The organism is Streptomyces sp. NPDC023481, from assembly GCF_055560195.1.
Genome location: NZ_JBVHJE010000020.1, coordinates 117,634 through 144,627, shown reverse-complemented (window position 1 = coordinate 144,627; position 26,994 = coordinate 117,634). Strand labels below are relative to the sequence as shown.

Here is a 26,994-nt window from a genome sequence, read left to right as displayed (position 1 = left end):
GCCCGGCCGTATCGGACCACGAGGCAGACCCGGACCCGACAGCCCCCTACCCGCGCGTCAGGGCAGTCGCCTTCCGGCACCACCTCCGACGACGGCACCCACGCGTGTGCCAGCCTGCTCCGCCCGTTATGTTTTTCGCGGGCTTGCAAGAAGGCCGCTGGCCTCCGGGCCCGGCATGACCGGTCCCCCTGTCGAACGGATGACCCGGAAGGTGGTGTCGCCGGGCCCGAAGGGTGCCGTCGGCAGGAGCACACACCACGGCCACCGGATCAACGAGCTGCCGGAGGCCCACCCTCTCGGGCACCTCGATCTACGGCGAACACGCACCCAGAGGCGGCAACCGGCAGCTCACACGCGCGATGTTCCTCCCCGCCCCAGCGTCGGCATGGGCCGTCGAGCGCGGAGCCGGAGCCTCGCCACCACAAGGGGACCAAAGGTAAGGTGAGAACGCCCTGGCGACCTGCCCCCGCACGGTACAGCGCGCGACCGGACCTGGCTGGGGACCGTCCCAAGCGCTCGCACCCCGCGCGCCTGGACTCCGGTGGCACTGGGCTCAGGGCTCAGGGCGATCTCGGACGCCGGCTGACCGCGTGTCGTCCCGTCCCCACGGGCGGCACCACCGCGACTGAGCGGGGGCCCGCACCCCGCCACGGCTGGACCAGCGCCCTGTCGGCGAGGACCGTCCCGGCTCCGCACCAGTGCACCCTCAAAGCACGATGTCGTCGCTCCGGGTGATGTCCGCCCGGAGCGACGGCAGACGCGGATCGGTGACCGGGCCGACGCGGGTGTCAGCCGAACAGCAAGGCGGCCCATTCGTCGAGGAGGTCCTCGGCGTCGGCTGCGCTGTGGCCCTCCGCCCACATACGGGTGGTCGGCTGGTCGGGGTCGGGCAGGATGAGGATCCAGCGGCCGTTGTGATCGATGAGCCTGATGCCGCCGTGCGACTCGATCTTCAGGTCCCGGCGGGCGGCTATCTCGACAGCTCGGCGCATCATGGCGCCCATGGTGTGCCAAGGGGTGGGCTGCACGCGTCTGCCGACGTGGATGGCCGGGATGCGGGCTTCGACCTTGCTCAGAGGGCTGTCGCTGCGGGCCAGAAGTCCCATCAGCCGGACGAGCGCGGCGAGCGCGTCAAACCCGGGCGAGACCGCGGGGACGATGAATCCTCCGGCCCCGTCGGCCGCCCAGGCGGCCTGGGTGAGCTGCACCTCGGCGGAGAGCTCCGCGGGCAGGATCCCGGCGCGGTGCACCCGGCTGCCGCCCCGCACCGCGGCTTCCTCGGCCCAGCGGCTGACCGGGGCCGCCAGCACCAGGCTGTCCTGCAGCCCTTCGCCGACCATGAGGCTGAGGAAGGCGAGGAGGGCCCGGTGGTCGTCCATGACCTGTCCCCGCTCGTCGACGAGGGAGAGCCGCTCGGCCACGGGGTCGAACCTGACCCCGAACGAGGCCCGTGCGGAGGCGACCATCCTGCCGAGTTCCCTGAGACCCTCCGCCCGTTCCTGGCGGGTCTCGGTCGGCTTCGTCTCGTCCTGCCCGGAGTTGACGACCAGAGACTCGACGCCGAGCCGGCCGAAGAGCGTGGGCAGGACGATGCCGGCGCTTCCGTGCGCCGCGTCCACCACGATCTTCATGCCGGACCCGGCGATGCCGGTGGTGTCGATGGCGCTGAGCAGCGAGTCGGTGTAGGTCTCCAGGACCCGGGGCGGCAGGCTGAGGGCACCGATCTCGCCGGGGAACGCCCGGCGGTACTCTTGGCGGGCATAGAGGCGGTCGAGTTTGCGCTGGGCGGCGGGGGTGAGGTCGGCGCCGGTGGCGTCCAGCAGGAGGATGTCGACGCTCTCCCGGGCGTCGGCGGTGGTGCGCACGAAGATACCGGCGCCGTTGCCACGGGCCGTGTAGTGGCGGGCCACGGGGAGCGGGACGTTCTCGAGGTGACGGACGTTGACGGCACTGGACTGCAGGGCCGAGATCAGCGCGAGCTGGAGTGCCTGAGCGCCGCGGGAATGGTCCCGGGCGACGGTGACCGCGGCGTCCTTGCTCAGCGAGGTGGCGAAGGCGGATGCCACCCGGACCGCGATCTCGGGGGTGACCTCGATGTTGAGCAGCCCGGAGACGCCCTTGCTGCCGAAGCGCTGAGTGTGGGCCCGCGGCTCCCAGATGAGGGAGTCGTTGACCAGACTGCCGGGTTCTATGGTCTTCGACTGGTAGATGCGCACCTGTTCGGCGATGACCGCCTCGGCGCCGATGAGGCAGGACTCCCCGGTGACGGCGCCGTCGTTGAGCCGCGCGGATCGCATGATCTCGGTCTTCTTACCGATGACGCAACCGCGCAGGTCGGCGGCGGGTCCGACGTACACGTCCTCGTGGAGGACGGCGCGGTTCAGCCGTGCGCCTTCGCGGACGACGGTGTTGGCACCGATCACGGTGTAGGGCTGGAGCGTCGCGGACGCTTCCACTTTGACGTTGGGTCCGATGCACAGCGGACCTTCCAGGCGGGCGTCGGCGGAGACGTCGGCGCCGTCGCCGATCCATACGCCGGGGGAGAGTTCGAAGCCGTCGATGTCGACGCGTGCGCGGCCGTCGAGGACGTCGGTCTGTGCCTTGGCGTAGCTCTCCAGGGTGCCGATGTCCTCCCAGTAGCCGTCGGCGACATAGCCGTAGATCGGGCGGCCCTCCTCCAGGAGACGGGGGAAGACGTCGGTGGACCAGTCGGTGGCGGTGCCGGCCTCGATGTATTCGAGGACCTCGGGTTCCATCACGTAGATGCCGGTGTTGACGGTGTCGGAGAAGACCTGTCCCCAGGTGGGCTTCTCCAGGAAGCGTTCGACCCTGCCGTCGTCGTCGGTGATGGTGATACCGAACTCGAGGGGGTTGGGGACCCGGGTCAGGCAGACGGTGACCAGGGCGCCCTTGTCCTTGTGGAAGCGGATCAGCTCACCGAGGTCGAAGTCGGTGAGCGCGTCGCCGGAGATGACCAGGAAGGTGTCGTCCTGCAAGGCGATCTCGGCGTTCTTGACGCTGCCCGCCGTGCCCAGCGGACGTTCCTCGTGCGCGTAGGTGAGTTCCATGCCCAGCTCGTCCCCGGTACCGAAGCGGTTGCGGACGAGCTGGGCGAGGAACTGGACGGTGACCACCGTTTCGCGCAAGCCGTGTTTGCGTAGTAGGCGCAGCACGTGCTCCATGATCGGCCGGTTGGCGACCGGGAGCAGCGGCTTGGGGAGGTTCGCGGTGAGCGGGCGCAGGCGGGTGCCCTCGCCCCCTGCCATGACGACGGCCTTCACGGGTCGGTGGCTCCTTGTCAGGACGACAGGTAGGTGGTCTCGGCGAGGCCGAACGCGGCGCCGGCGAGGATCGGGTCAAAGTACTCGCGGTAGCGGCGGATCAGGCCGACTTCGGTGAAGGTGAAGGTGCAGATGTAGCTGTTGCGGTAGACGCTCCCGTCCTTCTTGACCAGGTGGCCGTCGAAACGGGCGATGGCGGTGTCCCCGTCGACCCACAGGTCCAGCAGCGGGAAACTCAGCGTCTCGAACATGTCGGGCATCGACTTCCAGCGCTCGTGGACCGCGTCGCGGCCGGCGAGGTGGGGCGGGAACATCTCGGTGCCGTAGGGGTAGAACTGCTCGCCGGCGGGATCCCAGAGGCGGATCCAGGAATCGATGTCCTTGCGTTCCAGGCACGCCAAGAAGTCGCGGACGGCGGCGGTGATCCGTTCCCTGAAGGGAACGCCCATGGTCTTCCTCCTGAGTGTCCGGGGTCAGGCGAGGCGGCTGCGGAGCGCTTCGGTGACCCGGTGGCCGGTACCGAAGACCTCGGTGGCGAGGTCCAGCGGGGTCTTGCCGTCGTGGCCCACCAGGTGCAGGTCGGCGCCGGCCTCCAGAACGGCCAGCGAGCACTCCTCGTAGCCGTGCCACAGCGCGTCGTGGAGGGGGGTGTAGCCGTTGGTGGCGCCCTGGAAGTCCAGGTCCACGCCGGGCCAGGAGGCGATGATGCGGGTGGACTCCACGTGGCCGTTGTAGACGGCCTTGTGGAGCGGCACGGCACCGAAGGTCGGCTCCGTCGCATTCACGTCGGCACCGGCCTCGAGGAGGATCCGGACTATCTCGGTGTGCCCGTCCCGGGCGGCGACCAGCAGCGGGGTGTGTGCGTCGTTGAAGCCGTTGACGATCGGGAATCGCTCGTCGACCTCGGCACCGGCGGCGAGCAGGCGGCGCACCTCGGCGGCGTCCCCGGCGGTCACCGCGGCCATCAGCTTCTGCGAGGCGGCCTTGGCGGCGTCGGACTCCTGGCGCTCGCGCAGGTACTTCTCCGCCAGCAGCAGGTCCTCCTTGCCGGACTCGTTGACGTTGAGCTCGTACTCGAAGTGCTGCTGGAGGGAGAAGCCGTAGTGGGTGCTGAGGTTGAGACCGGCACCGCGGTCGACCAGGTACTTGGCGATCTCCGGGTACTTGAACCACACCGCGTCCATGACGGGCGTGTGCCCGGTGGTGGGCGCCACCGCGTCGATGAAGGCGCCGGCCTCGACGAGCGCCTGCACGACCGGGAGGCTGCCGCCCTGGCACGCCTTGTGCAGCGCGGTGGCGCCGGCTCCGCTGTCGGCGGCGTAGACGTCGGCGCCGGCGTCCAGCAGCAGGCGGACCATGGGCAGGTCGGCGCGGCCGGCGGCGGTCATGAGCAGGGTCAGACCGCTGGCGGGGTCACGGTGGTCGACGTCGCCGCCGAAGCGCAGCAGCTCGGCGGCCAGCTCGCGGTCGCCCGCGGCGACGGCTGCGGCGAGGCGCTCCTCGCGATCCTTGGTGAACGCCGCGACCTCGCCGTTGGGGTCGAAGTACACCTTCCAGGAGACGATGTGCTCGTCGTCGCCGACGACGAGCACATGGGCGTCCTCGATCTCGAACGGTTCACCGGTACGGGTGTGCCGGGCCTTGGTGTAGATGACGGCGACGGCGGTGTCCCCCTGGGCGCGCAGGTCGCGCAGCTCGTATTCGAGGACCTCGGTGGTCTCACCGCGGACGGCGAACGCCTCACGGACGGCGTCCCGGCCGCGGTGGCGGCCCAGGTAGGGGATGACGGCGTTCCACTGGTCCTGGGGCAGGGTGAAATCGATGTCGGGAGAGAGCAGGGACAGGGCGCCGTCGAGGTCACCCTGTTCCAGGGCGGTGAAGTAGTCCCGGACGACCCTGTGCGTTGTCTGTGTGTCGGTCATGGCGCACCCTTCGGTGAAGTCGAGCCGTGTGCGTCTGGCTGGTCGGGCGGCTGAAGGACAAGGCCGTGCCGGGGGCCGGGTCGCCGATCAGCCGGATCTGCTCGGTGGTCAGCGGAGCGGGGCGACTCCCGCGCGGGCCTCTTCCCCGATTCCGGTGACGTGTCCGTCCGTCCCGCCGGGCGTGCGTCCGGCATCCGGGCGGGTGTGCCGGAGGCCGTGCGCCAAGGAGACGACGTCACCGGGGTCCGGCCACGGGGAGGCGTTCCCCGAAGGGGAGTTCGCCCCGGCCGGACAGCCGGCGGAAGGCCTCGTGGAGTTCCGGTGGCAGGCACGGTGGCGGGCCGCCGCCGGTCCGGCCGCCCCCGGGAGCGGCCGGAGAACGTCCTCCCGCGCGCCGGCACAGCTCACCGCGGCTCCTCGGCGCCCGCGGGGGCGCACACCTGGAGTACCCGGTGGTCGATGTCGCGCCGCAGGTAGGTCATCCGCTCGGCCATGAAGTCGGTCACATAGGGCAGTGCCAGGTGGGTGTCGAGGTCGTCGCGGCTGCGCCAGACCTCGTAGAACACGAACTGGTCCGGGTCGTCGGACGCCCGGTGCACGCGATAGTCGAGGCATCCGGGTTCGCTGCGGGCGCGGCCGGCGAGGGCCAGAAGAGCATCCTGGAATTCCGCCGATTTCTCCGGACGGGCGCTGGCAAATCCCAGCACCGCTATCGGTACAGTCATCGCTGCTCTCCTCCTCGCATTGCCGGAACCGGCCTGGCCGCCCTTCGACATCGACGCTAAGGAGTGCCGACGCGGCGCGGCTAGGCCAGGTGGGACGGAAGCTGACAAGTCGTTAAGTCCGTGCTCCAGGCAATGCGGTAGCTGACGAAGTAGCCCTGAAATACCGCGCTCTTCTTGCGGCGATGAGGCACGCCAACTGAGCCTGCAAATGACACCGCGTCATACGGGTACGGCTCGGCCCGCCGATCGGCCCGACCGTTACGAAGCAGGAGTGACCGTGACACAGGATGGAGCAGGGTTCCGCACTGTGCGGGACGCCACGCTGGACCTCTTGCGCCAGCTGGGCCTGACCACGATCTTCAGCAACCCCAGCCACACCGAGATGAAGCTCTTCGACGAGTGGCCCGACGACTTCAAGTTCGTCACCGGCCTTCACGAGTCGAGCGTGGTCGGCATGGCAGACGGCTATGCGCAGGCCACCGGCAAGCCCTCGCTGGTGATCATCAACGGGGGTCCGGGCCTCGGCAACGCCATGGGCTCGGTCTACACCGCGGCCAGCGCGCACACCCCGATGGTCATCCTCGGCGGCCAGCAGGCTCGCAAGCTGCTGCTCGGCGAGCCCTTCCTCAACGCCACGGAGGCGCCTTCGCTGCCGCGGCCGTACATCAAGTGGTCCGGTGAGCCGGCCCGCCCGCAGGACATCCCGGCACTGATCGAGAAGGCCTACCACATCGCGGCGCAGGCCCCGGCCGGCCCGGTGTTCGTGGCGGTGCCCGAGGACGACTGGGTGCGCCCGGCGAGCCCGACGCCGCTGAAGCCGCGCACGGTGCGCAGCGCCGTCGTCCCCGACCCCGCGGTGATCTCGGAGATCGCCGAGGCCCTGAACGGCGCCGAGCGGCCGGCCCTCGTCGCCGGTCCCGGCGTGGAGATCGGCGGTGCGCGCACGGAGCTGGTGCGGCTGGCGGAGCGGCTGAACGCCACGGTGTACGGCAGCCCGGTGTGGCCGCGCGGCAGCTTCCCGGAGACCCACCCGCTGTTTGGCGGGGTGCTGGCCCCGCTGCCGGAGCTGATCAACCAGCGCCTGGCGGAGCACGACGTGGTGGTCGTGCTGGGCAGCCCGACGTTCACGCTGTTTACCACCGCGGACCTGTTCTCCACCGCCCCGGCGCAGCTCGACCAGAGCGACCAACCGCGGCTGCCGGAGGGCACCAGGGTCATCCACGTCACCGACGACCCGGAGGCCGCCGCGTGGTCGCTGGCGGACAGCGCGGTAGTCTGCCCACCGGCGCAGGCGGTGCGGGACCTGGTTCCGCTGACCGTGCAGCGCGAGCGTGCGGCGGCGCCCGCGGTGCAGCGGGCGGAGGTGGCGGTGCCCGAGCCGTCGACGCCTCTGTCGCAGGCCTACCTGTTCCACCAACTGGCCCAGGTCCTGCCCGAGGACGCGCAGGTGTTCGAGGAGCTGCCGATCGCCCGTGCCGACTTCCACGAACAGCTGCCGCTCGGCCCGCAGAACGGCTACTTCGCCACGGCCAGCGGTGCTCTGGGCTTCCCGTTCGCCGGCGGCGTCGGCTACGCGGTGGCCAGGCCGGACCAGCGGGTCGTGGTCGTCACCGGTGAGGGCTCGGCGCAGTACACGTTGCACGCGCTGTGGACCGCGGCGCGCTACAACCTGCCGGTCACCTTCGTCATCCCGAACAACTCGGGATACCTGTCGCTGAAGTACTACCTGGACGAGGCGGGGCAGAACGCCTGGCAGGAGGGCTGGGACCTGAGCGGCGTCGACATGGCCCAGCTGGCGCGCGGCTTCGGCTGCCCCGCCGAGCGGATCGAGACGCCGGAACAGCTGCAGGCGGCCCTGAAGACCGCGATGTCCACGGAGGGGCCCATGCTGCTGGACGTCGTGGTGGCAGACCCCGGCCTGTTCCGTCTGTAGTGGCCGCGCCGGGAGGAAAAGACATGGCACAGTTGCAGGGCAGAGCGGCGCTGGTCACCGGCGCCTCTCGGGGGATCGGCCGGGCCATCGCCACCCGGCTGGCGGCCGACGGGGCGCGGGTGGCGGTTCACTACAACGGCAGCGCGGACGCCGCGAACGAGGTGGTGGACACCATCCGGCGCGACGGGGGGCAGGCGGTCACGGTGCGGGCGGACCTGTCCGCCGGCGACGGCGTCGAGCAGCTGGTGTCCCAGCTGTTGCCGTGGCTCGGCGGCGGGCAGCTGGACGTGCTGGTCAACAACGCGGCGCTGTTCGGCGGCACGCTGGAGGAGGCGGACGGCGCCGAGTTCGACCGGATGTTCGCGGTGAACGTCCGCGCGCCGTTCTTCCTCGTGCAGCGGCTGCTGCCGGTGCTGGGCAAGGGGTCACGGGTCGTCAACATCTCCTCCGGGGTGACCTGGATGGCGGTCCCCCACGTCGTCTACTCGATGACCAAGGGCGCGATCGACGTCATGACCCGGACGCTTGCGAAGAACCTGGGCCCTCAGGGCATCACGGTCAACTCGGTCTCCCCCGGCATCACCAGCACGGACATGAACTCGTGGCTGGATGTGGACGCCGAGGCCACCGCCGCGACCATCGCGATGACCGCGCTGGGTCGGATCGGGGCGCCCGCGGACATCGCCGACGCGGTGGCGTTCTTCGCCTCGGACGACGCGCGCTGGATCACCGGGCAGCGTATCGACGTCGCCGGCGGGCTGTTCCTCGGCCCGTGACGGGTGTCAGGGCCGTCGCCGCGCACCGCGCGGCGGCGGCCCCCGTCGTGTCCGGAACCTGACGAAGTAGGCGCGATTTCGCTCCGGACGCGGCCCCGGCCGCGCGGCGGGCCGCGCTCGCTGTCAGAGTGGGGAGCCGTCGTGAAACGGGAAACGATGGATGTGCGGACGCAGACCCTACGGTACTTCCTGGCCGTCGCCGAGGAGATGAGCTTCAGCGCCGCCGCGGAGCGGCTCGGCGTCTCGCAGCCCGCTGTCAGCCGGCAGGTGCGGCTACTGGAGGAGCAGATCGGCGCGCCACTGTTCGCCAGGAACACACGGGACGTGTGCCTGACGGCCGCGGGCGGGGCACTGCTGGATCCGGCCCGGCAGATGCTGCTGCTGTGGGAGAACGCCACCCGGCTGGCCCGTACCTCTTCCGCCCTGAGCGGCAACCGGCTGCGGGTGGGCTGCCCGCCGCTCGGCATGGGCGACCTGGTGGTCAAGGCCGTGGAGGCCTTCGGCCGGCGGTACGCCTCGGTGGTGCTGGAGCCGGTCGCCTACCGTGCCGCCCACGGCACCGTCGACCTGCGTCAGGGGCACGCCGACGTGGCTTTCCTGTGGTTGCCTGCCGACACCACCGGCTTGACCGTGGCGGTGGTCGCCGAAGAACCGCGGATGCTGGGCGTCGCCGTGGCGCATCCGCTGGCCAGCCGGAGCCGGGTGGACGTGGCGGACTTGGAGGCGGACGCCGGGCGGGCGGGGGGACCGGTCCGCCCGGAGGGCGACCGGCTGTGGGCCGCGCCCGCGGACAACGTCGAGGAACTCCTGGAGAACGTGGCCTCGGGCGGCGGTGTGTGCGTGCTGCCGGAGTCGGTGGCGCGGCTGTACCAGCGCCCGGACCTGTGCTGGCGGCCGCTGGCAGGGGCACCGCCGCAGCGCGTCGGGCTGGCGTGGCCCGACGAGAACCCGCATTCCTTGGTCGGCGACTTCGCCGACCTGGTCCTTCACCTCGGCGCTCTGGCACCCTCCCTGACCGACCGCCGGCGGCCGTTCGTCTGAGCCCTCCGCGGCTCGCCTTTCCGCTGCGCCCGGTGCGCGAAGTCCCTGGCATCGGGCACGGCTCACCGAAACCGGGCCTCGATCACGTGCTGCGGCCGGGCCACACCGCCGCGGGGGAAGCGGGCCGGTACGCGGATCCGCCACCGGCTCCCGCCCGACGTGCCCCGCCGAGCTCTCGCTTCGGTCCGGGCCGGACGGCCGTCATGAACGCCGCCGCGTCGCGCGGATGGTGTGCGCGCCCGGTGGCCACCGGGCGCGGCGGCGAAAGGCGGCGAGGAGACGGCGGACGAACTCGGCGGTCTCAGCGCCACGGAATGCCCCCGTCCGGACCAGGGCCGGCAGGCGTGAGCCAGGAGCCGCGAGCCGGAGACGGCCGGCCCTCGGTCTTGGCGTCGATGCGTTCACACCGGTGGTCACGCGACGGCGGACACGTGGTCACGGACCGGCGTGAGGTGCGGATACGACCCGCCCTGGGCCCGGACCGGCCCGGCAGGCCTGGCTTGCAGACCTGGAGGGGGGCGTCCACGTAGCCGCCACCGCCGCCCGAGCCGCCCGCCGCTCCGGCCGACGACCCGTGGGCGACCGGCGATCCAGGCCTCCACGGGACAAGGGCGCCGAAGACGAGGCCGCGGACGGCTCGCCGGCCGAAGCCCTTCGGTTCGTTCTCACGCCCCCGTCCCACGGATCCCGCGGAGGGGCAGCGACCGCCGGCCCGGTCCGGGACAGGCCGTGCGCCCATGACACCCGGCCCGGTTCCCCCGTTATGTTTTCCGCGGTCCTGCAAGAGGACCGCTGGCCTCCGGGCCCGGCATGACTGTTCCCCCCTGTCGAACGGATGACCTGGGGGTGGTGTCACCGGGCCTGGGAGGCGCCGTTGGAGACGCTGATGAGAGGTCCGACCACCGCCTGGCCTGGCGCAATGCCCGGCCGCTTGCCGGCGGCAGGTCTGCATAACGTGGATGCGCGCATACGACGCCAACGCCCCGGCCAGCACCGCACGAACACTGCTCGGGAGAATGGGTTGGACGACGACGACGTGGGCGTCTTCCTCGGCCTGGACGTGGGCAAGAGCGCCCATCACGGGCACGGGCTGACCCCGGCCGGGAAGAAGGTCTTCGACAAGCAGCTGCCCAACAGCGAGCCGAAGCTGCGGGCCGTCTTCGACAAGCTGGCCGCCAAGTTCGGCACCGTGCTGGTGATCGTAGACCGCCCCGCCTCGATCGGAGCCCTGCCCCTGACGGTCGCCCGGGATGCCGGCTGCAAGTCGCCTACCTGCCTGGCTTGTCCATGCGGCTGATCGCCTATCTCTACCCGAGCGAGGCGAAGACCGACGCGAAGGATGCCGCGGTGATCGCGGACGCCGCCCGCGCGCTGCCGCACACCCTGCGCTCGCTTGAGCTGACCGACGAGATCACCGCCGAGCTGACCGTGCTGGTGGGCTTCGATCAGGACCTCGCGGCCGAGGCGACCCGCACCTCGAACCGGATACGCGGCCTGCTCACCCAGTTCCACCCCAGCCTGGAACGCGTCCTCGGCCCGCGCCTGGACCACCCCGCGGTGTCCTGGCTGCTGGAACGCTACGGATCCCCGGCCGCCCTGCGCAAAGCCGGACGTCGCAGGCTGGTCGAGGTGATCCGGCCCAAGGCACCGCGCATGGCCCAGCGGCTGATCGACGAGGTCTTCGACGCGCTCGACGAGCAGACCGTCGTGGTCCCAGGCACCGGCACCCTCGACCTCGTCATCCCGTCCCTGACCCGTTCGCTCGCGGCCGTCCACGAACAGCGACGAGCCCTGGAAGCACAGATCGGAAGCTGCAGGAGGCTCACCCTCTTTCCGCGGTCCTGACCTCGATTCCGGGGGTCGCGGTCAGGACCGCCGCCACGCTGCTGGTCACCGTCGGCGACGGCACCAGCTTCCCCACCGCCGCCCACCTGGCCTCCTACGCCGGCCTCGCCCCGACGACCAAGTCATCGGGGACCTCGATCCACGGCGAACACGCACCCCGCGGCGGCAACCGGCAACTGAAACGCGCGATGTTCCTGTCGGCGTTCGCCGCGCTGCACGATCCCGCCTCCCGCGCCTACTACGACCGATACCGGGCCCGCGGCAAGACCCACACCCAGGCACATCTCCGCCTGGCCCGCCAACGGATCAACGTACTGTTCGCGATGCTCCGCGACGGCACCTTCTACGAACCCAGAACCCCACGCCTCGCTTAACGAAAGACATAGAGGCACCCCCCGCACCCGCGCGGCCGAGCCGACCGGTCCGCCACCAGGTCCGGGTACGCGGCGGAGCCATCGGCCCGCCACCGGCTCGGGCCGGCCGCTTCAGCTGACGCCATCCGCCCTCGACGCGCGGTACGCGGGCAGAAGACGGCCGGACGGCGTCCTCTGCACAGGTCGGCCCGGGCTTCCGCGCGCACCTCGCCCTCGGGGCCCGAAGGCCCTCCGCGCGCAAAAGGCAAGCAGAAAAGCACGTTGTTGCAGGCAGATTCGTAAACGTCACGATGTCGCTACCGAGAAACGACGTAGTCCCACGGCCCTCTGGCGTCGCCGTTCTTCCGCTCGCCATTATGAAGGCGCCACCGGACCACGGAATACCGGATGCCCGCAGATGAGGAAACGGAGGAAAAATGGCCGCCCCGGATGCCGTTCCCGCGCCGCGAGATCGGTTGGACAACCTTGGGATCTCCGAATTCTGCAAGGCGATTTTCTCCTCCTTCGCCAGGGCTGACCAGCGCCGCTGGGGCGAACTGTACGTCCGGGGCCTGCTGCATGTCGACGGACGCAAGACCATCCGTCGGATCGCCGAACTCAGCGACGGGCGTGACCCCATCCAGTCCCTGCAGCAGTTCGTGAACCAGAGCCCCTGGGCCTGGGCGCCGGTGCGGCAGGAACTCGCCGCGCTGGTGTACCGCGAACTGGCACCGCGGGCCTGGCTGGTGCGCGACGTCGCGTTCGCCAAGAACGGCACCGGCTCGGTCGGCGTGGACCGCCAGTTCGCTCCCTCCGAGGGCCGGGTCCTCAATTGCCAGAGCGCCCTTGCCGTGGAAGTCGCCGGCGACCTGGGCAGCATCCCGGTTAACTGGCGCCTGATGCTCACCAGCAAGTGGGACGAGGGCCCGCTGCGCACCAAGGCGAACGTGCCCTCCGGCGAGCGGTCGCAGCCCCGTCGCCGGCACCTGCTGGACGCGGTGGACGAGATGATGGGCGACTGGAGGCTGCGCCCCCTCCCGGTGGTCGCCCACGTCCACGACCGTACGGACGTTGCGGCGGTCGTCCGCGGACTGGAGAGCCGCGGTCTGGCGTACCTGCTGCGGGTGCCAGCCGGCACGCCGCTGCGCTCGGGAGCCCGGCCGAACGGTCCGCAGACGCTCGCGGACCTCGTCGGACTGGTCCCCGAGGGCGACCGGACGCGGCTGCTTCTGGGCGCCGAGCGGCGCGGCGGCTGCAAGCAGGACTTCTACACGATGACCGCGCTGCCCCGCAGCACCGGATTCGGGGAGCCGTTTCGCGACGGGCTGCCGCTGCTGCACCGCCGGGTGCTGCACCGGGTCGGCCCCGAACCGGCCCGCGCCGAGTACTGGGTGACCAACCTCGGCACCTCCGGGATGCACGAGCCGCTGGCGCTCCTGCGGATGGCGGGCCGGCACGCCGACAGCGCTCCCGTCCTGGCCAGGCGCGTCGGGCTGCAGCACTTCGAAGGCCGCTCGTTCCGCGGCTGGCACCACCACGTGACCCTCGCCTCCGCGGCCCAGGCCGCGCTGCTGCTGAGCCAGGCCCTTCACGACCGCGCCCTCATGCGTTCGACCGCATGAGACCCTCGGCGCCCCGCTCTTTCGTACAGACCCAACGACCGTTTCTGCCAAGGGAATTCAGATGCTTTTCTACGTGCAGATGAAGTGGAACCACGAGGGCCGGATCTCCCTCGACGAGCTGTGGGAGATCGAGGCCGAGGAGGCCCAGCACGCGCAGGAGACCATCGACTCCGGTTTCTGCGTCGGCATTTGGAAGGTGGCGGCGCAGAAGCGCGTGATCGCCATCATCGACTCGCCCGACGCCGAGGAACTCGACCGCACCGCCCTCGGACGGCTGCCGATGCGCGAGTACCTCGAATTCGAGGAGGTCTGGCCGCTGCGCGACTACCTCGGCTTCGCGTCGGACGTGGTCAAGCGCTACCAGGTCTGACTGGACGTCAGCCACCGCACCGCCCTACACCGACGGGAGTATCCATGATCCACCAGCTCATCTTCGCCTCGCCCAAGCCGGGCATGACGGAGCGGGAGTTCCAGGACTACTGGCTGGGCGTGCACGCCGTCCAGTACGCCAGCAGGATCCCGCAGATCCGCAAGTACGCGATCGACACCCGCATCCCGTCTTTTCTGGACGGCGAGGGCGAGCCGCTGTGGAGCGGCGTCGCCGAGATCTGGCTGGCCAACGAGCAGGAGCAGCTGGCCTCGCTGCAGACGGACGAGTTCCTGAACGGTGCCCGCCTGGACGAGCCCAAGTGGGCCGCCTTCTGGCGCACCGTGGTCCTCGACACTGACGCGCATGTCGTCAAGGAGCCGCCGCGGCACGAGGGCACCGGCAGCGGGGTCAAGCTGCTGCGTCTAGTCAAGCGGGCCGAGGGCCTTCCGCTCGACACCTTCCGCGAGCGCAGCCTGGGCGGCTACGCCTCCCGTCTGGCGCAGGTGCCGGGCCTGCGCGGCTACCTGCAGAACCACACCCGGGACGGCTACTACGCGCTGGGCGAGGCCATGCTCGACGCCGTCCACCTGATGTGGTTCGACGACGAGCAGGCGCTGGCCGCGGCGCTGGAGTCCGACGAGTTCAAGCACGCCGAGGAGGAGCTGGCCGGGCTGATCGAGCCCCGGTACGACCACCGGCTGGTCACCCGCGAGCATTGGATCATCGGTCCGGACGCCCGCTGAACTCCCGGCGCCGGGGACGAACGAGGGGGTGGTCCCCGGCGCCGGGCCGCGGATCCGTCCCGGGAAGGGCAGTTGATGAACAGGATCGTGGTCGAGGACGTGACCCCGGTGGTGGGAGAGGGACTTCCGGGCAAGGCGGCGGTCGGCGAGGCGGTCCCCGTCAGCGCCGCCGTCTGGCGGGAGGGACACGACGCGGTGGGCGCGACCCTGGTGTGGCAGGGGCCGGACGACCCGGCGCCGCGGCACACTGCGATGAGCCGCTCGCACGACGACGTGGACCGGTGGCACGCGCTGCTGGTGCCCGACCATCCGGGCTTGTGGCGTTTCCGCGTCGACGGCTGGGACGATCCCTGGGCCACCTGGTGCCACGGCGTACGGGTGAAGGCCGAGGCCGGCGTCAATCCCGGGCTGCTCGCCGTCGACCTGGAAGACGGCGCACGCCTGCTCGATGAGGCGGCCGACGCGGCCACGGCCGACGAACGGCTGCTGCTGCGGGACGCGGCGGACGCCCTGCGCCGGGACGGCGCGCTGATCGACGAGCGCGTCGGGCCCGCCCTGTCCGAGCCGGTCCTGCGGCTGATGGCCGAGCGGCCGGTGAAGCGCCTTCGGTCGCCGGGGCGCACGTACGAGCTGTGGGTGGACCGCGAGCGGGCCCTGTCCGGTGCCTGGTACGAGTTCTTCCCGCGCTCCACGGGCGGCCGCGACGCCGCCGGCACCCCGCTGCACGGGACCTTCGCGACCGCGGCGGCCGAGCTCGAACGCGTCGGCGCGATGGGCTTCGACGTGGTGTACCTGCCGCCGGTCCATCCCATCGGCCGGACCAACCGCAAGGGCCGCAACAACTCGGTCGTGGCTCGGCCCGGCGATCCCGGCTCGCCCTGGGCGATCGGCTCGGCGGACGGAGGCCACGACGCGGTCCACCCCGAGCTGGGCACACTCGACGACTTCGACGCCTTCGTCGCCCGCGCCCGGGAACTCGGCCTGGAGGTCGCCCTCGACCTGGCACTGCAGTGCTCACCCGACCATCCCTGGGTGGCCGAGCACCCGGAGTGGTTCACACACAAGTCCGACGGCTCGATCGCCTACGCGGAGAACCCTCCCAAGCGGTACGAGGACATCTACCCGCTCAACTTCGACAACGACCGCGAGGGCCTGTACGCCGAGGTGCTACGCGTGGTCCTGCACTGGGTACGGCAAGGGGTGCGGATCTTCCGGGTCGACAATCCGCACACGAAGCCGCCGGACTTCTGGCAGTGGCTCATCGGCGAGGTGAAACGGTCCTTCCCGGACGTGCTATTCCTGGCCGAGGCGTTCACCAGGCCTGCCCGGCTGTACGGCCTGGCCCGGCTGGGCTTCACCCAGTCCTACACCTACTTCACCTGGCGGGAGACCAAGGCCGAGATCGAGGCCTTCGGTAGCGAACTGGTCGCGCACGCTCACGAGTTCCGGCCCAACCTGTTCGTGACCACGCCCGACATCCTGCCGCGCTCGCTGCAGCGCGCACAGCCGGCGATGTTCGCCATTCGCGCCGCGCTGGCGGCCACCCTGGCACCGACCTGGGGCGTGTACGCGGGCTTCGAGCTCTACGAGTCCGAGCCGCTCGCCGAGGGCGGCGAGGAGTACCTGAACTCGGAGAAGTACGAACTGCGTCCCCGGGACTTCTGGGGGCCGCTGGACCAGGGCCGCTCGCTGCAGCCGTGGATCACCCGGCTGAACGAGATCCGCCGTGCCCACCCGGCGCTGCGGCAGCTGCGCGACCTGCACTTCCACCCGACCGACAACGACTCGCTGGTCGCGTTCTCCAAGCGCGACCAGGTCAGCGGAGATCTAGTCCTCGTCGTTGTCTCGCTGGACCCGGCGACCGCCCAGGAGGGAACGGTCGGCTGGGACTTCCACCGTCTCTGCCTGGAGTCCGGAACGTTCACGGTCCTCGACGAAGTGAGCGGAGACCTCTTCCACTGGACCGAGGAGACGTACGTGAAGATCGAACCGTTGCACCAGGTGGCCCACATCGCGGCCGTGGTGAAGGCATGAGCGCCCGCGAGCCGGTGCCCGCGGCCGGCGCCGGGCCGGCGCAGGGCGGCCCGGACTGGTTCAAGACGGCCATCTTCTACGAGGTCCTGGTGCGTGCCTTCCACGACTCGGACGGCAACGGCACGGGCGACCTCACGGGGCTGACCCAGCGCCTGGACTACCTGTCCTGGCTGGGCGTCGACTGCCTGTGGCTGCCGCCGTTCTACGCCTCGCCGCTGCGCGACGGCGGGTACGACATCAGCGACTTCCGGTCCGTGCTCCCGGAGTTCGGGACCATGGAGGAGTTCGTGCGGCTGCTGGACGAGGCGCACCGCCGTGGCATCCGGGTCGTGATCGACCTGGTGCTCAACCACACCTCCGACGAACACCCGTGGTTCCAGGCCTCCCGCAGCGACCCGGACGGACCGTACGGCGACTACTACATGTGGGCCGACGACGACTCCGGCTACCCGGACGCACGCATCATCTTCGTCGACACCGAACGCTCGAACTGGACCTACGACCCGGTCCGCGGCCAGTACTTCTGGCACCGCTTCTTCAGTCACCAGCCGGACCTCAACTACGAGAACCCGGCGGTGCAGGAGGCGGTCCTCGACGTGCTGCGCTTCTGGCTGGACCTGGGCGTGGACGGGCTGCGGCTGGACGCGGTGCCCTACCTGTTCGCCGAGGAGGGCACCAACTGCGAGAACCTCCCGGCCACCCACGACTTCATCAAGCTGTGCCGGAAGGTCGTCGACGACGAGTACGGCGACCGGATCCTGCTGGCCGAGGCCAACCAGCCGCCGGAGGAGGTCGTCGCCTACTTCGGCGAGACCTCCGGCGGGGGCGACGAGTGCCACATGGCGTTCCACTTCCCGCTGATGCCACGGATGTTCATGGCGGTGCGGCGCGAGTCGCGCTACCCGGTGGCCGAGGTGCTCGCCCAGACGCCGGCCATCCCGGACGGCTGCCAGTGGGGGGTGTTCCTGCGCAACCACGACGAGCTGACCCTGGAGATGGTCACCGACCAGGACCGCGCGTACATGTACGGCGAGTACACCAAGGACCCGCGGATGAAGGCCAACATAGGCATCCGGCGGCGGCTCGCCCCGCTGCTGGACAGCGACGAGCGGCAGGTCCGCCTGTTCACCGCGATGCTGCTGTCGCTGCCCGGCTCGCCGATCCTCTACTACGGCGACGAGATCGGCATGGGCGACAACATCTGGCTCGACGACCGCGACGCCGTGCGCACCCCGATGCAGTGGAGCCCCGACCGCAACGCCGGTTTCTCGACCGCGGACCCGGGCCAGCTGTACCTGCCGGTGGTGGCCGACACCGTCTACGGGTACCAGTCGGTCAACGTCGAGGCCCAGCGGCGTGTGCCCTCCAGCCTGCTGCACTGGAACCGCGAGATGCTGCAGGTCCGCAAGGAGCACCCCGCCTTCGGGCTCGGCACGTACACGGAGGTGGAGGGTGAGAACCCCGCCGTCCTGAGCTACCTGCGCAGCCACCGCGCGGAGGGCGCGGACGTGGACGACGTGGTGCTGTGCGTCTTCAACGTCTCGGGCCGCCCGCAGCGGGCGCTGCTGCCGTTGCAGGGCCACCGGGGCCGCGTCGTGGTGGAGGCGACGGGCGGCGAGGTGTTCGGCTCCGTCGGTGACGAGGACTTCGCCGTCACCCTGCCCCCCTACGGCTTCTACTGGCTGCACCTGCGTCACCTGGAGGAGAAATGACCGGCGTCCAGGCGGCTCTGGGCCGCTGGCTGCAGGTCCAGCGCTGGTTCGCGGGCAAGAACCAGTCGGTCCGGAACGTCACCGTCACCTCGGACGCGCCCCTGGTGGCCGCCCCGGCGCACGACGGACCCGAGGCCCGGCTGCTGATCGTGGCCGCCGAGATGGGCGACGGGACGGTGCAGCGCTACCAGGTCCCCGTGGGCGTGCGCGCCTCGGTGCCGCCATGGCTGTGCGCCGACCCGATCGCCGTCGTGGACGGCCGGCTGTTCTACGAGGCCACCAGCGATCCGGAGCTGATGTCCGTGCTGCTGCAGCGGGTCGCAGCCGGCGGCTGCAGCGGCCCGGTGCGCTTCCGCTCCGAACAGGAGGGGGCGCTGCGGCTGGCGGCCCGGGCCGGCCTCGACGTCCGCCCGCTGCAGACCGAGCAGTCCAACAGCTCGGTGGTGTTCGGCGAGCGCTTCATCCTCAAGCTGTTCCGCCGGGCGGTGGTGGGGACCAACCCCGACCTGGACGTGCTGCGCCGGATCGGCGGCGAGGCCGGGGCGCCGATCGCCCCGGTGCTCGGGTCCATCGAGGTCGACACCGAGCCGGGCCCGGTCACTCTGGGGCTGGTGCAGTCCTTCGCCCCGGGCGCCGTCGACGGGTGGACGCTGGTCACCACCGCGGGGGACGGTGCCGGACCGGCGCCGGACGACTTCGCCGCACTCGGCGCGGCTGTCCGCTCCACCCACCGGGCGCTGGCGCGCGCCTTCGGTTCGGCGGCGCTGACGCCGTCCGCAGCGCGGCGGCTGACCGCCGGGATGTCCGTGCGGCTCGAAGAGGCGCTGGAGCAGGTCCCGGCGCTGCGGCCGTTCGCGCCCGGCCTGCGCGCCTCGCTGGCCGTGGAGCCGCACGGGCCGCTGAGCGGCCGGCTGCAGCGCATCCACGGAGACCTCCACCTCGGGCAGGTGCTGCGTACCGGGGACGGCTGGCTGCTGATCGACTTCGAGGGTGAGCCGTCGGCCTCGCCGGCGGAGCGGGTGGCCTGGCGCTCCCCGCTCCAGGACGTCGCGGGCATGCTGCGGTCCATCGACTACGCCGCCCGCACCCGGGGCGAGGACGGCCCGGGCTGGGCGCACGAGGCCGCGGAGGCGGTCCTGCGCGGGTACGGCGGCATCACGTCCGCCGACCGGCGCCTGCTCCGGGTCTTCGAGCTGGACAAGGCCGTCTACGAGGTCCTGTACGAGACGAGGAACCGCCCCGACTGGGTCTCCGTGCCGCTCGCGGCCGTCCGGGAGGCCCTGGGACAGCAGCTCGCGGAGGCACCGCGGTGACCGCCCCGGCGCACGAGGCGGCCGGGCTGCCCACCCAGGAGCGCATAGGGCAGCTGCTGTCCGGCCGGATCACCGACCCGCACCGCCTGCTGGGCGGGCACCCGTGCGCGGAGGGGACGGCGGTCACGGTACTGGCCCGCGGGGCGAACGCCGTGGACGTGGAGCTGGGCGACGGCCGGCGGATCCCGCTCGGCCGTCTGCACCCCGATGGGCTGTTCGGTGCCGTGGTGCCGGGCGGGGCAGGGCTCTACACCGTGTGGGAACGCACCCACGGGCGGTGGCGGCAACGGCAGGACCCCTACCAGTGGCCGCCGGTGCTGGACGAGGACGGTCTCGCGCTGTTCGCCGCGGGCCGGCACACACGGCTGTGGGAGCTGCTGGGGGCGCGCCCGCAGCCGGCGTCGGACGGTACCCCGGCCGGCACGCTGTTCGCCGTGTGGGCGCCGAACGCCCGCGGTGTGCAGGTCACGGGCGACTTCAACGGCTGGGACGGGCGCGGCCACCTGATGAGCCGCACCGACACCGGCGGGGTCTGGGCGCTGTTCGTGCCCGGTGTGGGCGCGGGCGCCCGCTACCGCTTCGTGGTCTGCGGGGTGGACGGGCGCTGGCGCGAGAAGGCCGACCCGCTGGCCCGGGCCGCCGAGTGCCCGCCGGCCAACGCGTCCGTGGTCACGGCGACTTCGCACTCCTGGCGCGACACCCGGTGGATGCGTGAGCGCCCGGCCCGGCAGAGCGCCGGCCGGCCGATGAGCGTCTACGAGGTGCACCTGCCCTCATGGCGCCGGCGGGAGGACGGCTCCTGGCTGGACTACCGCGATCTCGCGCGCCTGCTGGGCGAGCACGTGCGGCGGCTGGGCTTCACGCACGTGCAGCTGCTGCCGCTGGCGGAGCACCCGCTGACCGCCTCCTGGGGGTACCAGGTCGGCTCCTATTTCGCCCCCACGGCCCGGCACGGCGATCCGGACGGGCTGCGCTTCCTCGTGGACCACCTGCACGGCCTGGGCGTGGGAGTGCTGTTCGACTTCGTGCCGGCACACTTCCCGCGGGACGCCTGGTGCCTGGGCATGTTCGACGGCACCGCCCTGTACGAGCACCCCGACCCCCGGCGCGGGGAACACCCGGACTGGGGAACGTACATCTTCGACTATGCCCGGCCCGAGGTCCGCAGTTTCCTGCTGTCCGCCGCGTCGTACTGGCTCGGCGAGTTCCACGCGGACGGCCTTCGCGTCGACGCGGTCTCCTCGATGCTCTACCTCGACTACTCCCGGGGCGAGGGCGAGTGGCTGCCGAACGCCCTGGGCGGGCGCGAGAACCTGGAAGCGGTCGAACTCCTGCGGGAGCTGACCACCGGCGTGCACACCGCCCATCCGGGCGCGCTCGTGATCGCCGAGGAGTCCTCCGCCTGGCCCGGCGTCACCCGGCCGGAAGGCCTCGGGTTCGACCTCAAGTGGAACCTGGGCTGGATGCACGACACTCTCCTCCAGGCCGGCTCCGCGCACCCGGACGGCGACGGCTTCAGGCACTCGGCGTCCTACGCCTTCTCCGAGCGGTTCCTGCTTCCGCTGTCGCACGACGAGGTGGTGCACGGCAAGGGCTCGCTGTGGCAGCGGATGCCCGGGGACGACGGGGCGAAGGCGGAGCGGCTGCGGGCCTTGTTCGCCTATATGTGGGCCTACCCGGGGAAAAAGCTGTTGTTCATGGGCGGCGAGTTCGGACAGACCTCCGAGTGGGACGCCGAAGGCGAATTGCCATGGGCCCAGGCGGCCACCGAGCGGGGCGCGGCCCTCACCGCCCTGGTGGCGCGGCTGAACCGGCTTCAGCGGTCTCTCGCGCCGTTGCACGTGGACGACGATCCGCGGCTGTTCTCGTGGCTTCCCGAGCCGAACGGCGGACAGGTCGCCGCCTTCGCGCGCGGCGGTGCCGGCGGCGAGACACTGGTGTGCCTGGTGAACCTCTCCGACCAGCCGGTGACGGCCCTCGGCGTGCCGCTGCCCGCGCCGGACGGCTGGTCGGTGGTGCTGGACACCACCGCCTCGCCCGACGGCACCCCAGTCGCGGAGCTGGTGCGGGCCGATGGAGCGCCACTGGGCCTTCCGGCGCGCTCCGCGCTGTGGCTGTGGCACGACGGCCGCCGGGAAGACGCTCCGCGCTGAACGGCGGCGAGGCTATTTCGTGCAGTGCACGAAATAGCCTCGCCCGGGCCCTGATTCCGGGCGGACTTAATCAAGTACGCGCATTGCCCGCCGGCAACCTTGCCCCTCGGGAGCAGGTCCGGTTTTCTTCAAAGGGCGCGCAATCGCCAGCGATATCGAATGGCGAATTCTGCGCCATCTCCGATTCGACTCATCCCAGGAGACGGAATGACAAGGAAGGTACTGATCGTACTCTCGGAGTACGGTTACTGGGGCGAGGAACTCCTCGGCCCGCTGGTCGCCTTCGACCGCAACGGGTACGAGAGCGTCTTCGCCACACCCACCGGCAAGCGCCCGCAGGCGCTCCCCCCGAGCCTGGACCCGGGATACATCGACCCGCCGCTCGGCCGCTCCGTGACCACTCCCGAGGTGGCCGTGGCCGCCCGTGAACTGGACGAGTCGGACCGCCTCGACAACCCGCTCGACCTGTCGGCGTGGATCCCGGAGCGCCCCTACGACAGCGATCCCAACCCGCTGCGCCTGATGGAGGCGTACTACCGGGAGCTGGCCACGCTCGACGCCGACATCGAACAGTACGACGCGCTGGTCATCGTCGGCGGCAGCGGCCCGATCGTCGACCTGGCCAACAACGGCCGGCTGCACGAGCTGGTCCTCGCCTTCGTCCGCGCGGACAAGCCGATCCTGGCCGAGTGCTACGGCGTCGCCACCCTCGCGTTCGCCCGTGACTGGGAGACCCGCGAGAGCATCATCTGGGGCAAGCACGTCACCGGCCACTGCAAGGAGTACGACTACAAGGACGGCACCGGGTTCCTCGGCGTCGACTTCAACATGGGCCCGCCGCCGTACCCGCTGGAGTACATCCTGCGCGACGCCACCGGCCCCGACGGCCGCTTCCACGGAAACGTCGGCAAGGAGACCTCGGTCCTCGTCGACTACCCGTTCATCACCGCCCGTTCGACGCCTGACTCCTTCCTCTCCGGCGAGAAGCTGGTGGAGGTCCTGGAGGCGGGCCTGCGCCGCTACGGCTGGTAGCAGCCGAGCCCGTCACGACTCGACCTGGAGGTAACGCGCATGAACGCGAGGCCTGGCAAGGAAGCGATCTTCGAGCAGTTCCTGGCTGATGGGGTCACCAGGATGTTCGGCAACCCGGGCACGGTAGAGCAGGGTTTCCTGGACGTCCTTGAGCAGGTCCGGGGCTTCGAGTACATGCTGGCGCTGCACGAGGGCGTGGCCGTCGGGATCGCCGACGGCTACGCCCGGGCCTCCGGGGGCCCGGCGCTCGTGCAGTTGCACACCGGCGTCGGCCTGGGCAACGGCGTGGGCATGCTCTATCAGGCCAAGCGGGGTCACTCCCCGCTGGTGGTGATCGCCGGCGACGCCGGCGTGCGCTACGACGCGATGGACTCGCAGATGGCCGTCGACCTGGTGGAGATGGCCAGGCCGGTCACCAAGTACGCGACGCGGGTGACGCACCCCTCCTCGGTGCTGCGGGTGCTGCGGCGCGCGGTGAAGGTGGCAATGACGCCTCCGCGCGGGCCGGTGTTCGTCGCCCTGCCGATGGACGTGCTGGACGAACTGACCAGCGAGCCCGTGGTGCCGTCCTCGGTGCCCACCCGAGCCGTCCTTCCCGTCGCGGCGGAACTTGAGCGCGCCGCGGCGCTGCTCGCGGACGCACGCAACCCGCTGATCCTGATGGGCGACGGCGTCTCGGTCTCCGGCGGCCAGGCGCAACTGGTGCGGCTAGCGGAGCTGCTGGACGCCCCGGTGTGGGGTTTGGACAACTCCGAAGTCAACATGGACGCCACCCACCCGCTCTACCGCGGACAGCTCGGCCACATGTTCGGCGAGGTCAGCGCTGCCGCGGTCGCGGAGGCCGACGTGGTGGCAGTGGTCGGGACCTACCTGTTCCCCGAGGTGTTCCCCTCGCTGGCCAGTCCCTTCCCCGCCGACGCGAAGATCGTCCACATCGACCTGGACGACTGGGAGATCGCCAAGAACTTCCCCGTCGACGTGGCCCTGGTCGCCGACCCGGCTCCGACCCTCGCCGCACTCGGCGACCTGCTGGAGTCCCGGGGCCTGACCCGGTCGGCCGCCGCCCCGTTGCCGATCCCCGCGACCACGGTCGACAGCCCGCTGATGGAGCTGTTCGCCGCGGAGCTGCGCCGGCAGGCCGGCCCGGCGGGCGTGGTGCTGTTCGACGAGGCGCTCACCGCCTCCCCGCCGCTGGTCCGCCAGCTCCCGCCGACGCGGCCCGGCGACTACTTCCTGACCCGCGGCGGCTCCCTCGGCATCGGCATCCCCGGCGCGATCGGCGCCAAGCTGGCCCGTCCCGAGGCCCACGTGGTGGGCTTCACCGGCGACGGCGGCAGCATGTACACCATCCAGGCGCTGTGGACGGCCGCCCGCTACGGGGTCGCGGCGAAGCTCGTCATCTGCAACAACCAGCGCTACCAGCTGCTGGACTTGAACATCGAGCAGTACTGGCGCGAGCGCTCCATCGCCTCGCACGACCACCCGGCCGGCTTCGATCTCAGCAGCCCGGGCATCGGCTTCGTCGAACTCGCCCGGAGCCTGGGCGTCGAGGCGGTGCGGGTGGACAAGCCGGACCAGGTGGAGGCCGCGATCCGGCGGATGCTCGAGCACCCCGGGCCGTTCCTCGTCGACCTGGCCACGGACTGAGGGGCGCGCCGATGAACGCCATCGCACCGGCCGCCGACGGCCGCCTGGCGGGACGTACCGTCGCGATTCTGATGGAGAGCGACTACGTCGAGCCCGAGGTGGACTACTACCTGCGGCGCTTCGCCGAGGAAGGCGCCCGGGTCGAGCTCCTGACCAGGCTGTGGGGCGAGGACGCCCTCACCTTCACCGGCCACGAGCACCACCTCCCCCTCACCGTCGACGGGGACCTGGAACTGGTCGACGACGAGCGGCTGCGCGAGTACTCCGCCCTCATCGTCCCCTCCGGCATGGTCTCCGACCGGCTCAGGTACGCCGAGAAGGCGGGCGACCTCTCGCCCGCCGTCCGGCTGCTGCAGCGGGCCTTCGACGATCCGCGCATCCTCAAAGGGATCATCTGCCATGGCATGTGGCTGCTGTCACCGATCCCCGAGGCGGTCCGCGGGCGGCCCGTGACCTGCCACAACAACCTCGTTCACGACGTCCGGCACATGGGGGCGGTCTACACCGACCAGGACGTCGTGGTGCACGGCGACCTGGTCACCGCCCGCAGCGCCGACCACTGCCACCTCTTCGCCCGCACCCTCATCGACCTCCTCGCGGCCAGGGGAGCCTCCCGCGACCGGCGCTGGTGGCGCTCGACCGTACCCAACCGAAAGGGGGACCACCATGACGGGTGACTACCGACCGGACTTCCTGTTCTCCGACCTCGTCGCCGGCTACGTCACCGAACACGACCCGGCCGGCCGTGTGGTCACGCTGCGCACGGGTGACGGGCGGACGGTGCGCGCCGAGTACGGCACCGCCACCGCGGAGATGCTGCGCAATCTCGGCGAGCCCTACCGGGACGCGACCGGACGGCTGGCCGAACTGCTCGTCCCGGGCCGGCACCTGTTCCTGTACGGCGTCTTCTACCCGGGCCGCTCCGGCTACACCGTCGAGGCCAAGCACGTCACCTTCCTCGGCGAACAGGCCGGCCGGTACACGTTTGAGGACGGCGGCTGGTGGCCTCACCAGCTGGGGGAGCTGGCCCGCTTCTACCGCGTCGCGCAGTTCGGGCAGACCTCCGACCCCGACTTCGCCGACTACCGCACCCAGCTGCGCCTGAGCGGCAACAAGGGCGACCACCACGTCCAGGAGACGGACACGATCTCCCGGCTGGTGTACGGCATGGCCTCCGCCTACATGATCTCCGGCGACGAGGACTACCTGCGCATCGCCGAACGCGGCACCGAGTACCTGCGCGACCACATGCGCTTCGTGGACCGGGACAGCGACGTCGTGTACTGGTACCACGGCATCGACCTGCGGGGCGGCACGGAGACCAAGATCTTCACTTCCGAGTTCGACGACGACTACCGCGCCATCCCCGCCTACGAGCAGATCTACGCGCTCGTCGGCCCGACGCAGACCTACCGCATCACCGGTGACCCGCGCATCGCCGACGACATCGACGCGACCCTGCGTCTGTTCCACCGGTACTTCAAGGACCACGAGCGGGGCGGCTACTACTCGCACATCGACCCCCTCGAACTCAGCCCGCACCACCCGTCGCTGGGCCGCAACCGCTCGCGCAAGAACTGGAACTCCATCGGCGACCACGCGCCCGCGTACCTGCTCAACCTGTACCTGGCGACCGGTGAGGCGCGGCACGCCGACATGCTCGAGGAATGCTTCGACCTGATCGTCGAGCGATTCCCCGAGGAAGGCAGCCCCTTCGTCCAGGAACGCTTCCACGAGGACTGGTCGGCCGACCGCACCTGGGGCTGGCAGCAGGACCGCGCCGTCGTCGGTCACAACCTGAAGATCGCCTGGAACCTGATGCGGATGAACGCCATCCGCCCCAAGGACCGCTACACCGAACTCGCCCGGCACATCGGGCGGACCATGCCCGCGGTCGGCGCCGACCTGCAACGGCACGGCTGGTACGACGTGGTGGAACGCACCCGGCGGCCCGGCGAGGACTTCCACCGGATGGCCTGGCACGACCGCAAGGCGTGGTGGCAGCAGGAGCAGGCGATCCTGGCGTACCAGATCCTCGCCGGCAACTCCGGCGACGCCGGCTTCCGCAGCCAGGCGCGCGAGTCCGCCGCGTTCTACAACGCCTTCTTCCTGGACCACGAGGAGGGCGGCGTGTACTTCAACGTGCTGGCCGACGGCCTGCCGTACCTGCTCGGCACCGAGCGGATGAAGGCCAACCACGCGATGAGCCTGTACCACAAGGCCGAGCTGTGCCTGCTCGCCACGGTGTACGAGCGGCTGCTGCTCAACGGCGAGCCCCTGTCGCTGTGGTTCCGGCCGCTGCCGGAGGCCGGCCGGACGCTGCGGGTCGCCCCCGACGCGCTGCCCCCGGGCTCGGTCCGCCTCGCTGCGGTCGAGGTGGACGGCAGCCCGTTCACGGGCTTCGACCCCGACGCCCTGACCATCGAGCTGCCGCGCTCGGAGAAGCCGCTGCACGTGCGGGCCACCCTGCAGCCGGCCCGCTGATCGGAGAT

General features: G+C 71.1%; 18 protein-coding genes and 1 pseudogene. 15 read left to right on the top strand and 4 right to left on the bottom strand.

Going from position 1 to position 26,994, the window contains the following annotated elements; all coding sequences use genetic code 11:
* Positions 1 to 788: 788 nt before the first annotated feature.
* The 4 genes from ACZ3ZD_RS32160 to ACZ3ZD_RS32145 all read right to left on the bottom strand — a co-directional run bounded on the left by ACZ3ZD_RS32160 (position 789) and on the right by ACZ3ZD_RS32145 (position 5,928).
* The gene (locus tag ACZ3ZD_RS32160; protein WP_467405185.1) at positions 789 to 3,281 is read right to left on the bottom strand and encodes a sugar phosphate nucleotidyltransferase; all 2,493 of its coding nucleotides are present in this window, start codon (positions 3,279 to 3,281) and stop codon (positions 789 to 791) included.
* A 17-nt stretch (positions 3,282 to 3,298) separates the two neighbouring features.
* The gene (locus ACZ3ZD_RS32155; protein ID WP_467405182.1) at positions 3,299 to 3,730 is read right to left on the bottom strand and encodes a nuclear transport factor 2 family protein; all 432 of its coding nucleotides are present in this window, start codon (positions 3,728 to 3,730) and stop codon (positions 3,299 to 3,301) included.
* 24 nt (positions 3,731 to 3,754) lie between these two features.
* The gene (locus ACZ3ZD_RS32150; RefSeq protein ID WP_467405181.1) at positions 3,755 to 5,203 is read right to left on the bottom strand and encodes an ankyrin repeat domain-containing protein; all 1,449 of its coding nucleotides are present in this window, start codon (positions 5,201 to 5,203) and stop codon (positions 3,755 to 3,757) included.
* A gap of 404 nt (positions 5,204 to 5,607) precedes the next feature.
* The gene (locus ACZ3ZD_RS32145) at positions 5,608 to 5,928 is read right to left on the bottom strand and encodes a putative quinol monooxygenase (RefSeq protein WP_467405177.1); all 321 of its coding nucleotides are present in this window, start codon (positions 5,926 to 5,928) and stop codon (positions 5,608 to 5,610) included.
* 277 nt (positions 5,929 to 6,205) lie between these two features.
* Here ACZ3ZD_RS32145 and mdlC point away from each other — a divergent pair, with 277 nt between their 5' ends.
* The 15 genes and pseudogenes from mdlC to ACZ3ZD_RS32070 all read left to right on the top strand — a co-directional run bounded on the left by mdlC (position 6,206) and on the right by ACZ3ZD_RS32070 (position 26,986).
* Positions 6,206 to 7,861 carry a benzoylformate decarboxylase gene (gene mdlC / locus ACZ3ZD_RS32140; RefSeq protein ID WP_467405173.1) on the top strand — a complete coding sequence of 552 codons (1,656 nt, stop codon included), beginning with the start codon at positions 6,206 to 6,208 and terminating at the stop codon, positions 7,859 to 7,861.
* Positions 7,862 to 7,884: 23 nt separating this feature from the next.
* A complete protein-coding gene (locus ACZ3ZD_RS32135) occupies positions 7,885 to 8,637 on the top strand; it encodes an SDR family NAD(P)-dependent oxidoreductase (RefSeq protein WP_467405171.1) in 753 nt (250 codons plus the stop codon).
* 162 nt (positions 8,638 to 8,799) lie between these two features.
* Complete coding sequence (locus ACZ3ZD_RS32130; RefSeq protein WP_467405168.1) at positions 8,800 to 9,678, top strand: LysR family transcriptional regulator; 879 nt, start codon at positions 8,800 to 8,802, stop codon at positions 9,676 to 9,678.
* A 1,021-nt stretch (positions 9,679 to 10,699) separates the two neighbouring features.
* Positions 10,700 to 11,897: pseudogene (locus ACZ3ZD_RS32125) on the top strand (IS110 family RNA-guided transposase).
* 455 nt (positions 11,898 to 12,352) lie between these two features.
* Complete coding sequence (locus ACZ3ZD_RS32120; protein ID WP_467405165.1) at positions 12,353 to 13,498, top strand: IS701 family transposase; 1,146 nt, start codon at positions 12,353 to 12,355, stop codon at positions 13,496 to 13,498.
* A gap of 61 nt (positions 13,499 to 13,559) precedes the next feature.
* The gene (locus ACZ3ZD_RS32115) at positions 13,560 to 13,868 is read left to right on the top strand and encodes a muconolactone Delta-isomerase (protein ID WP_181792794.1); all 309 of its coding nucleotides are present in this window, start codon (positions 13,560 to 13,562) and stop codon (positions 13,866 to 13,868) included.
* Positions 13,869 to 13,912: 44 nt separating this feature from the next.
* Complete coding sequence (locus tag ACZ3ZD_RS32110; protein ID WP_467405160.1) at positions 13,913 to 14,611, top strand: EthD domain-containing protein; 699 nt, start codon at positions 13,913 to 13,915, stop codon at positions 14,609 to 14,611.
* 75 nt (positions 14,612 to 14,686) lie between these two features.
* Positions 14,687 to 16,645: an alpha-1,4-glucan--maltose-1-phosphate maltosyltransferase gene (locus ACZ3ZD_RS32105; protein ID WP_467405156.1), complete on the top strand. Its 1,959-nt coding sequence runs from the start codon at positions 14,687 to 14,689 to the stop codon at positions 16,643 to 16,645.
* Positions 16,642 to 18,357: a maltose alpha-D-glucosyltransferase gene (gene treS, locus ACZ3ZD_RS32100; protein ID WP_467405152.1), complete on the top strand. Its 1,716-nt coding sequence runs from the start codon at positions 16,642 to 16,644 to the stop codon at positions 18,355 to 18,357. Before ACZ3ZD_RS32105 ends, treS begins: the two co-directional genes overlap by 4 nt.
* On the top strand, positions 18,354 to 19,670 hold the full coding sequence (locus ACZ3ZD_RS32095; protein WP_467405149.1) for a maltokinase N-terminal cap-like domain-containing protein: 1,317 nt from the start codon (positions 18,354 to 18,356) through the stop codon (positions 19,668 to 19,670). Before treS ends, ACZ3ZD_RS32095 begins: the two co-directional genes overlap by 4 nt.
* A complete protein-coding gene (gene glgB / locus ACZ3ZD_RS32090; RefSeq protein ID WP_467405146.1) occupies positions 19,667 to 21,823 on the top strand; it encodes a 1,4-alpha-glucan branching protein GlgB in 2,157 nt (718 codons plus the stop codon). Before ACZ3ZD_RS32095 ends, glgB begins: the two co-directional genes overlap by 4 nt.
* A 207-nt stretch (positions 21,824 to 22,030) precedes the next feature.
* Entirely contained in the window at positions 22,031 to 22,855 is an 825-nt protein-coding gene (locus ACZ3ZD_RS32085; RefSeq protein WP_467405143.1) for a type 1 glutamine amidotransferase domain-containing protein, read from the top strand.
* 39 nt (positions 22,856 to 22,894) lie between these two features.
* Entirely contained in the window at positions 22,895 to 24,502 is a 1,608-nt protein-coding gene (locus ACZ3ZD_RS32080) for a thiamine pyrophosphate-binding protein (protein ID WP_467405141.1), read from the top strand.
* Positions 24,503 to 24,513: 11 nt separating this feature from the next.
* On the top strand, positions 24,514 to 25,179 hold the full coding sequence (locus tag ACZ3ZD_RS32075; RefSeq protein WP_467405137.1) for a DJ-1/PfpI family protein: 666 nt from the start codon (positions 24,514 to 24,516) through the stop codon (positions 25,177 to 25,179).
* A complete protein-coding gene (locus ACZ3ZD_RS32070; protein WP_467405134.1) occupies positions 25,169 to 26,986 on the top strand; it encodes an AGE family epimerase/isomerase in 1,818 nt (605 codons plus the stop codon). Before ACZ3ZD_RS32075 ends, ACZ3ZD_RS32070 begins: the two co-directional genes overlap by 11 nt.
* The last annotated feature ends 8 nt before the right edge of the window (positions 26,987 to 26,994 follow it).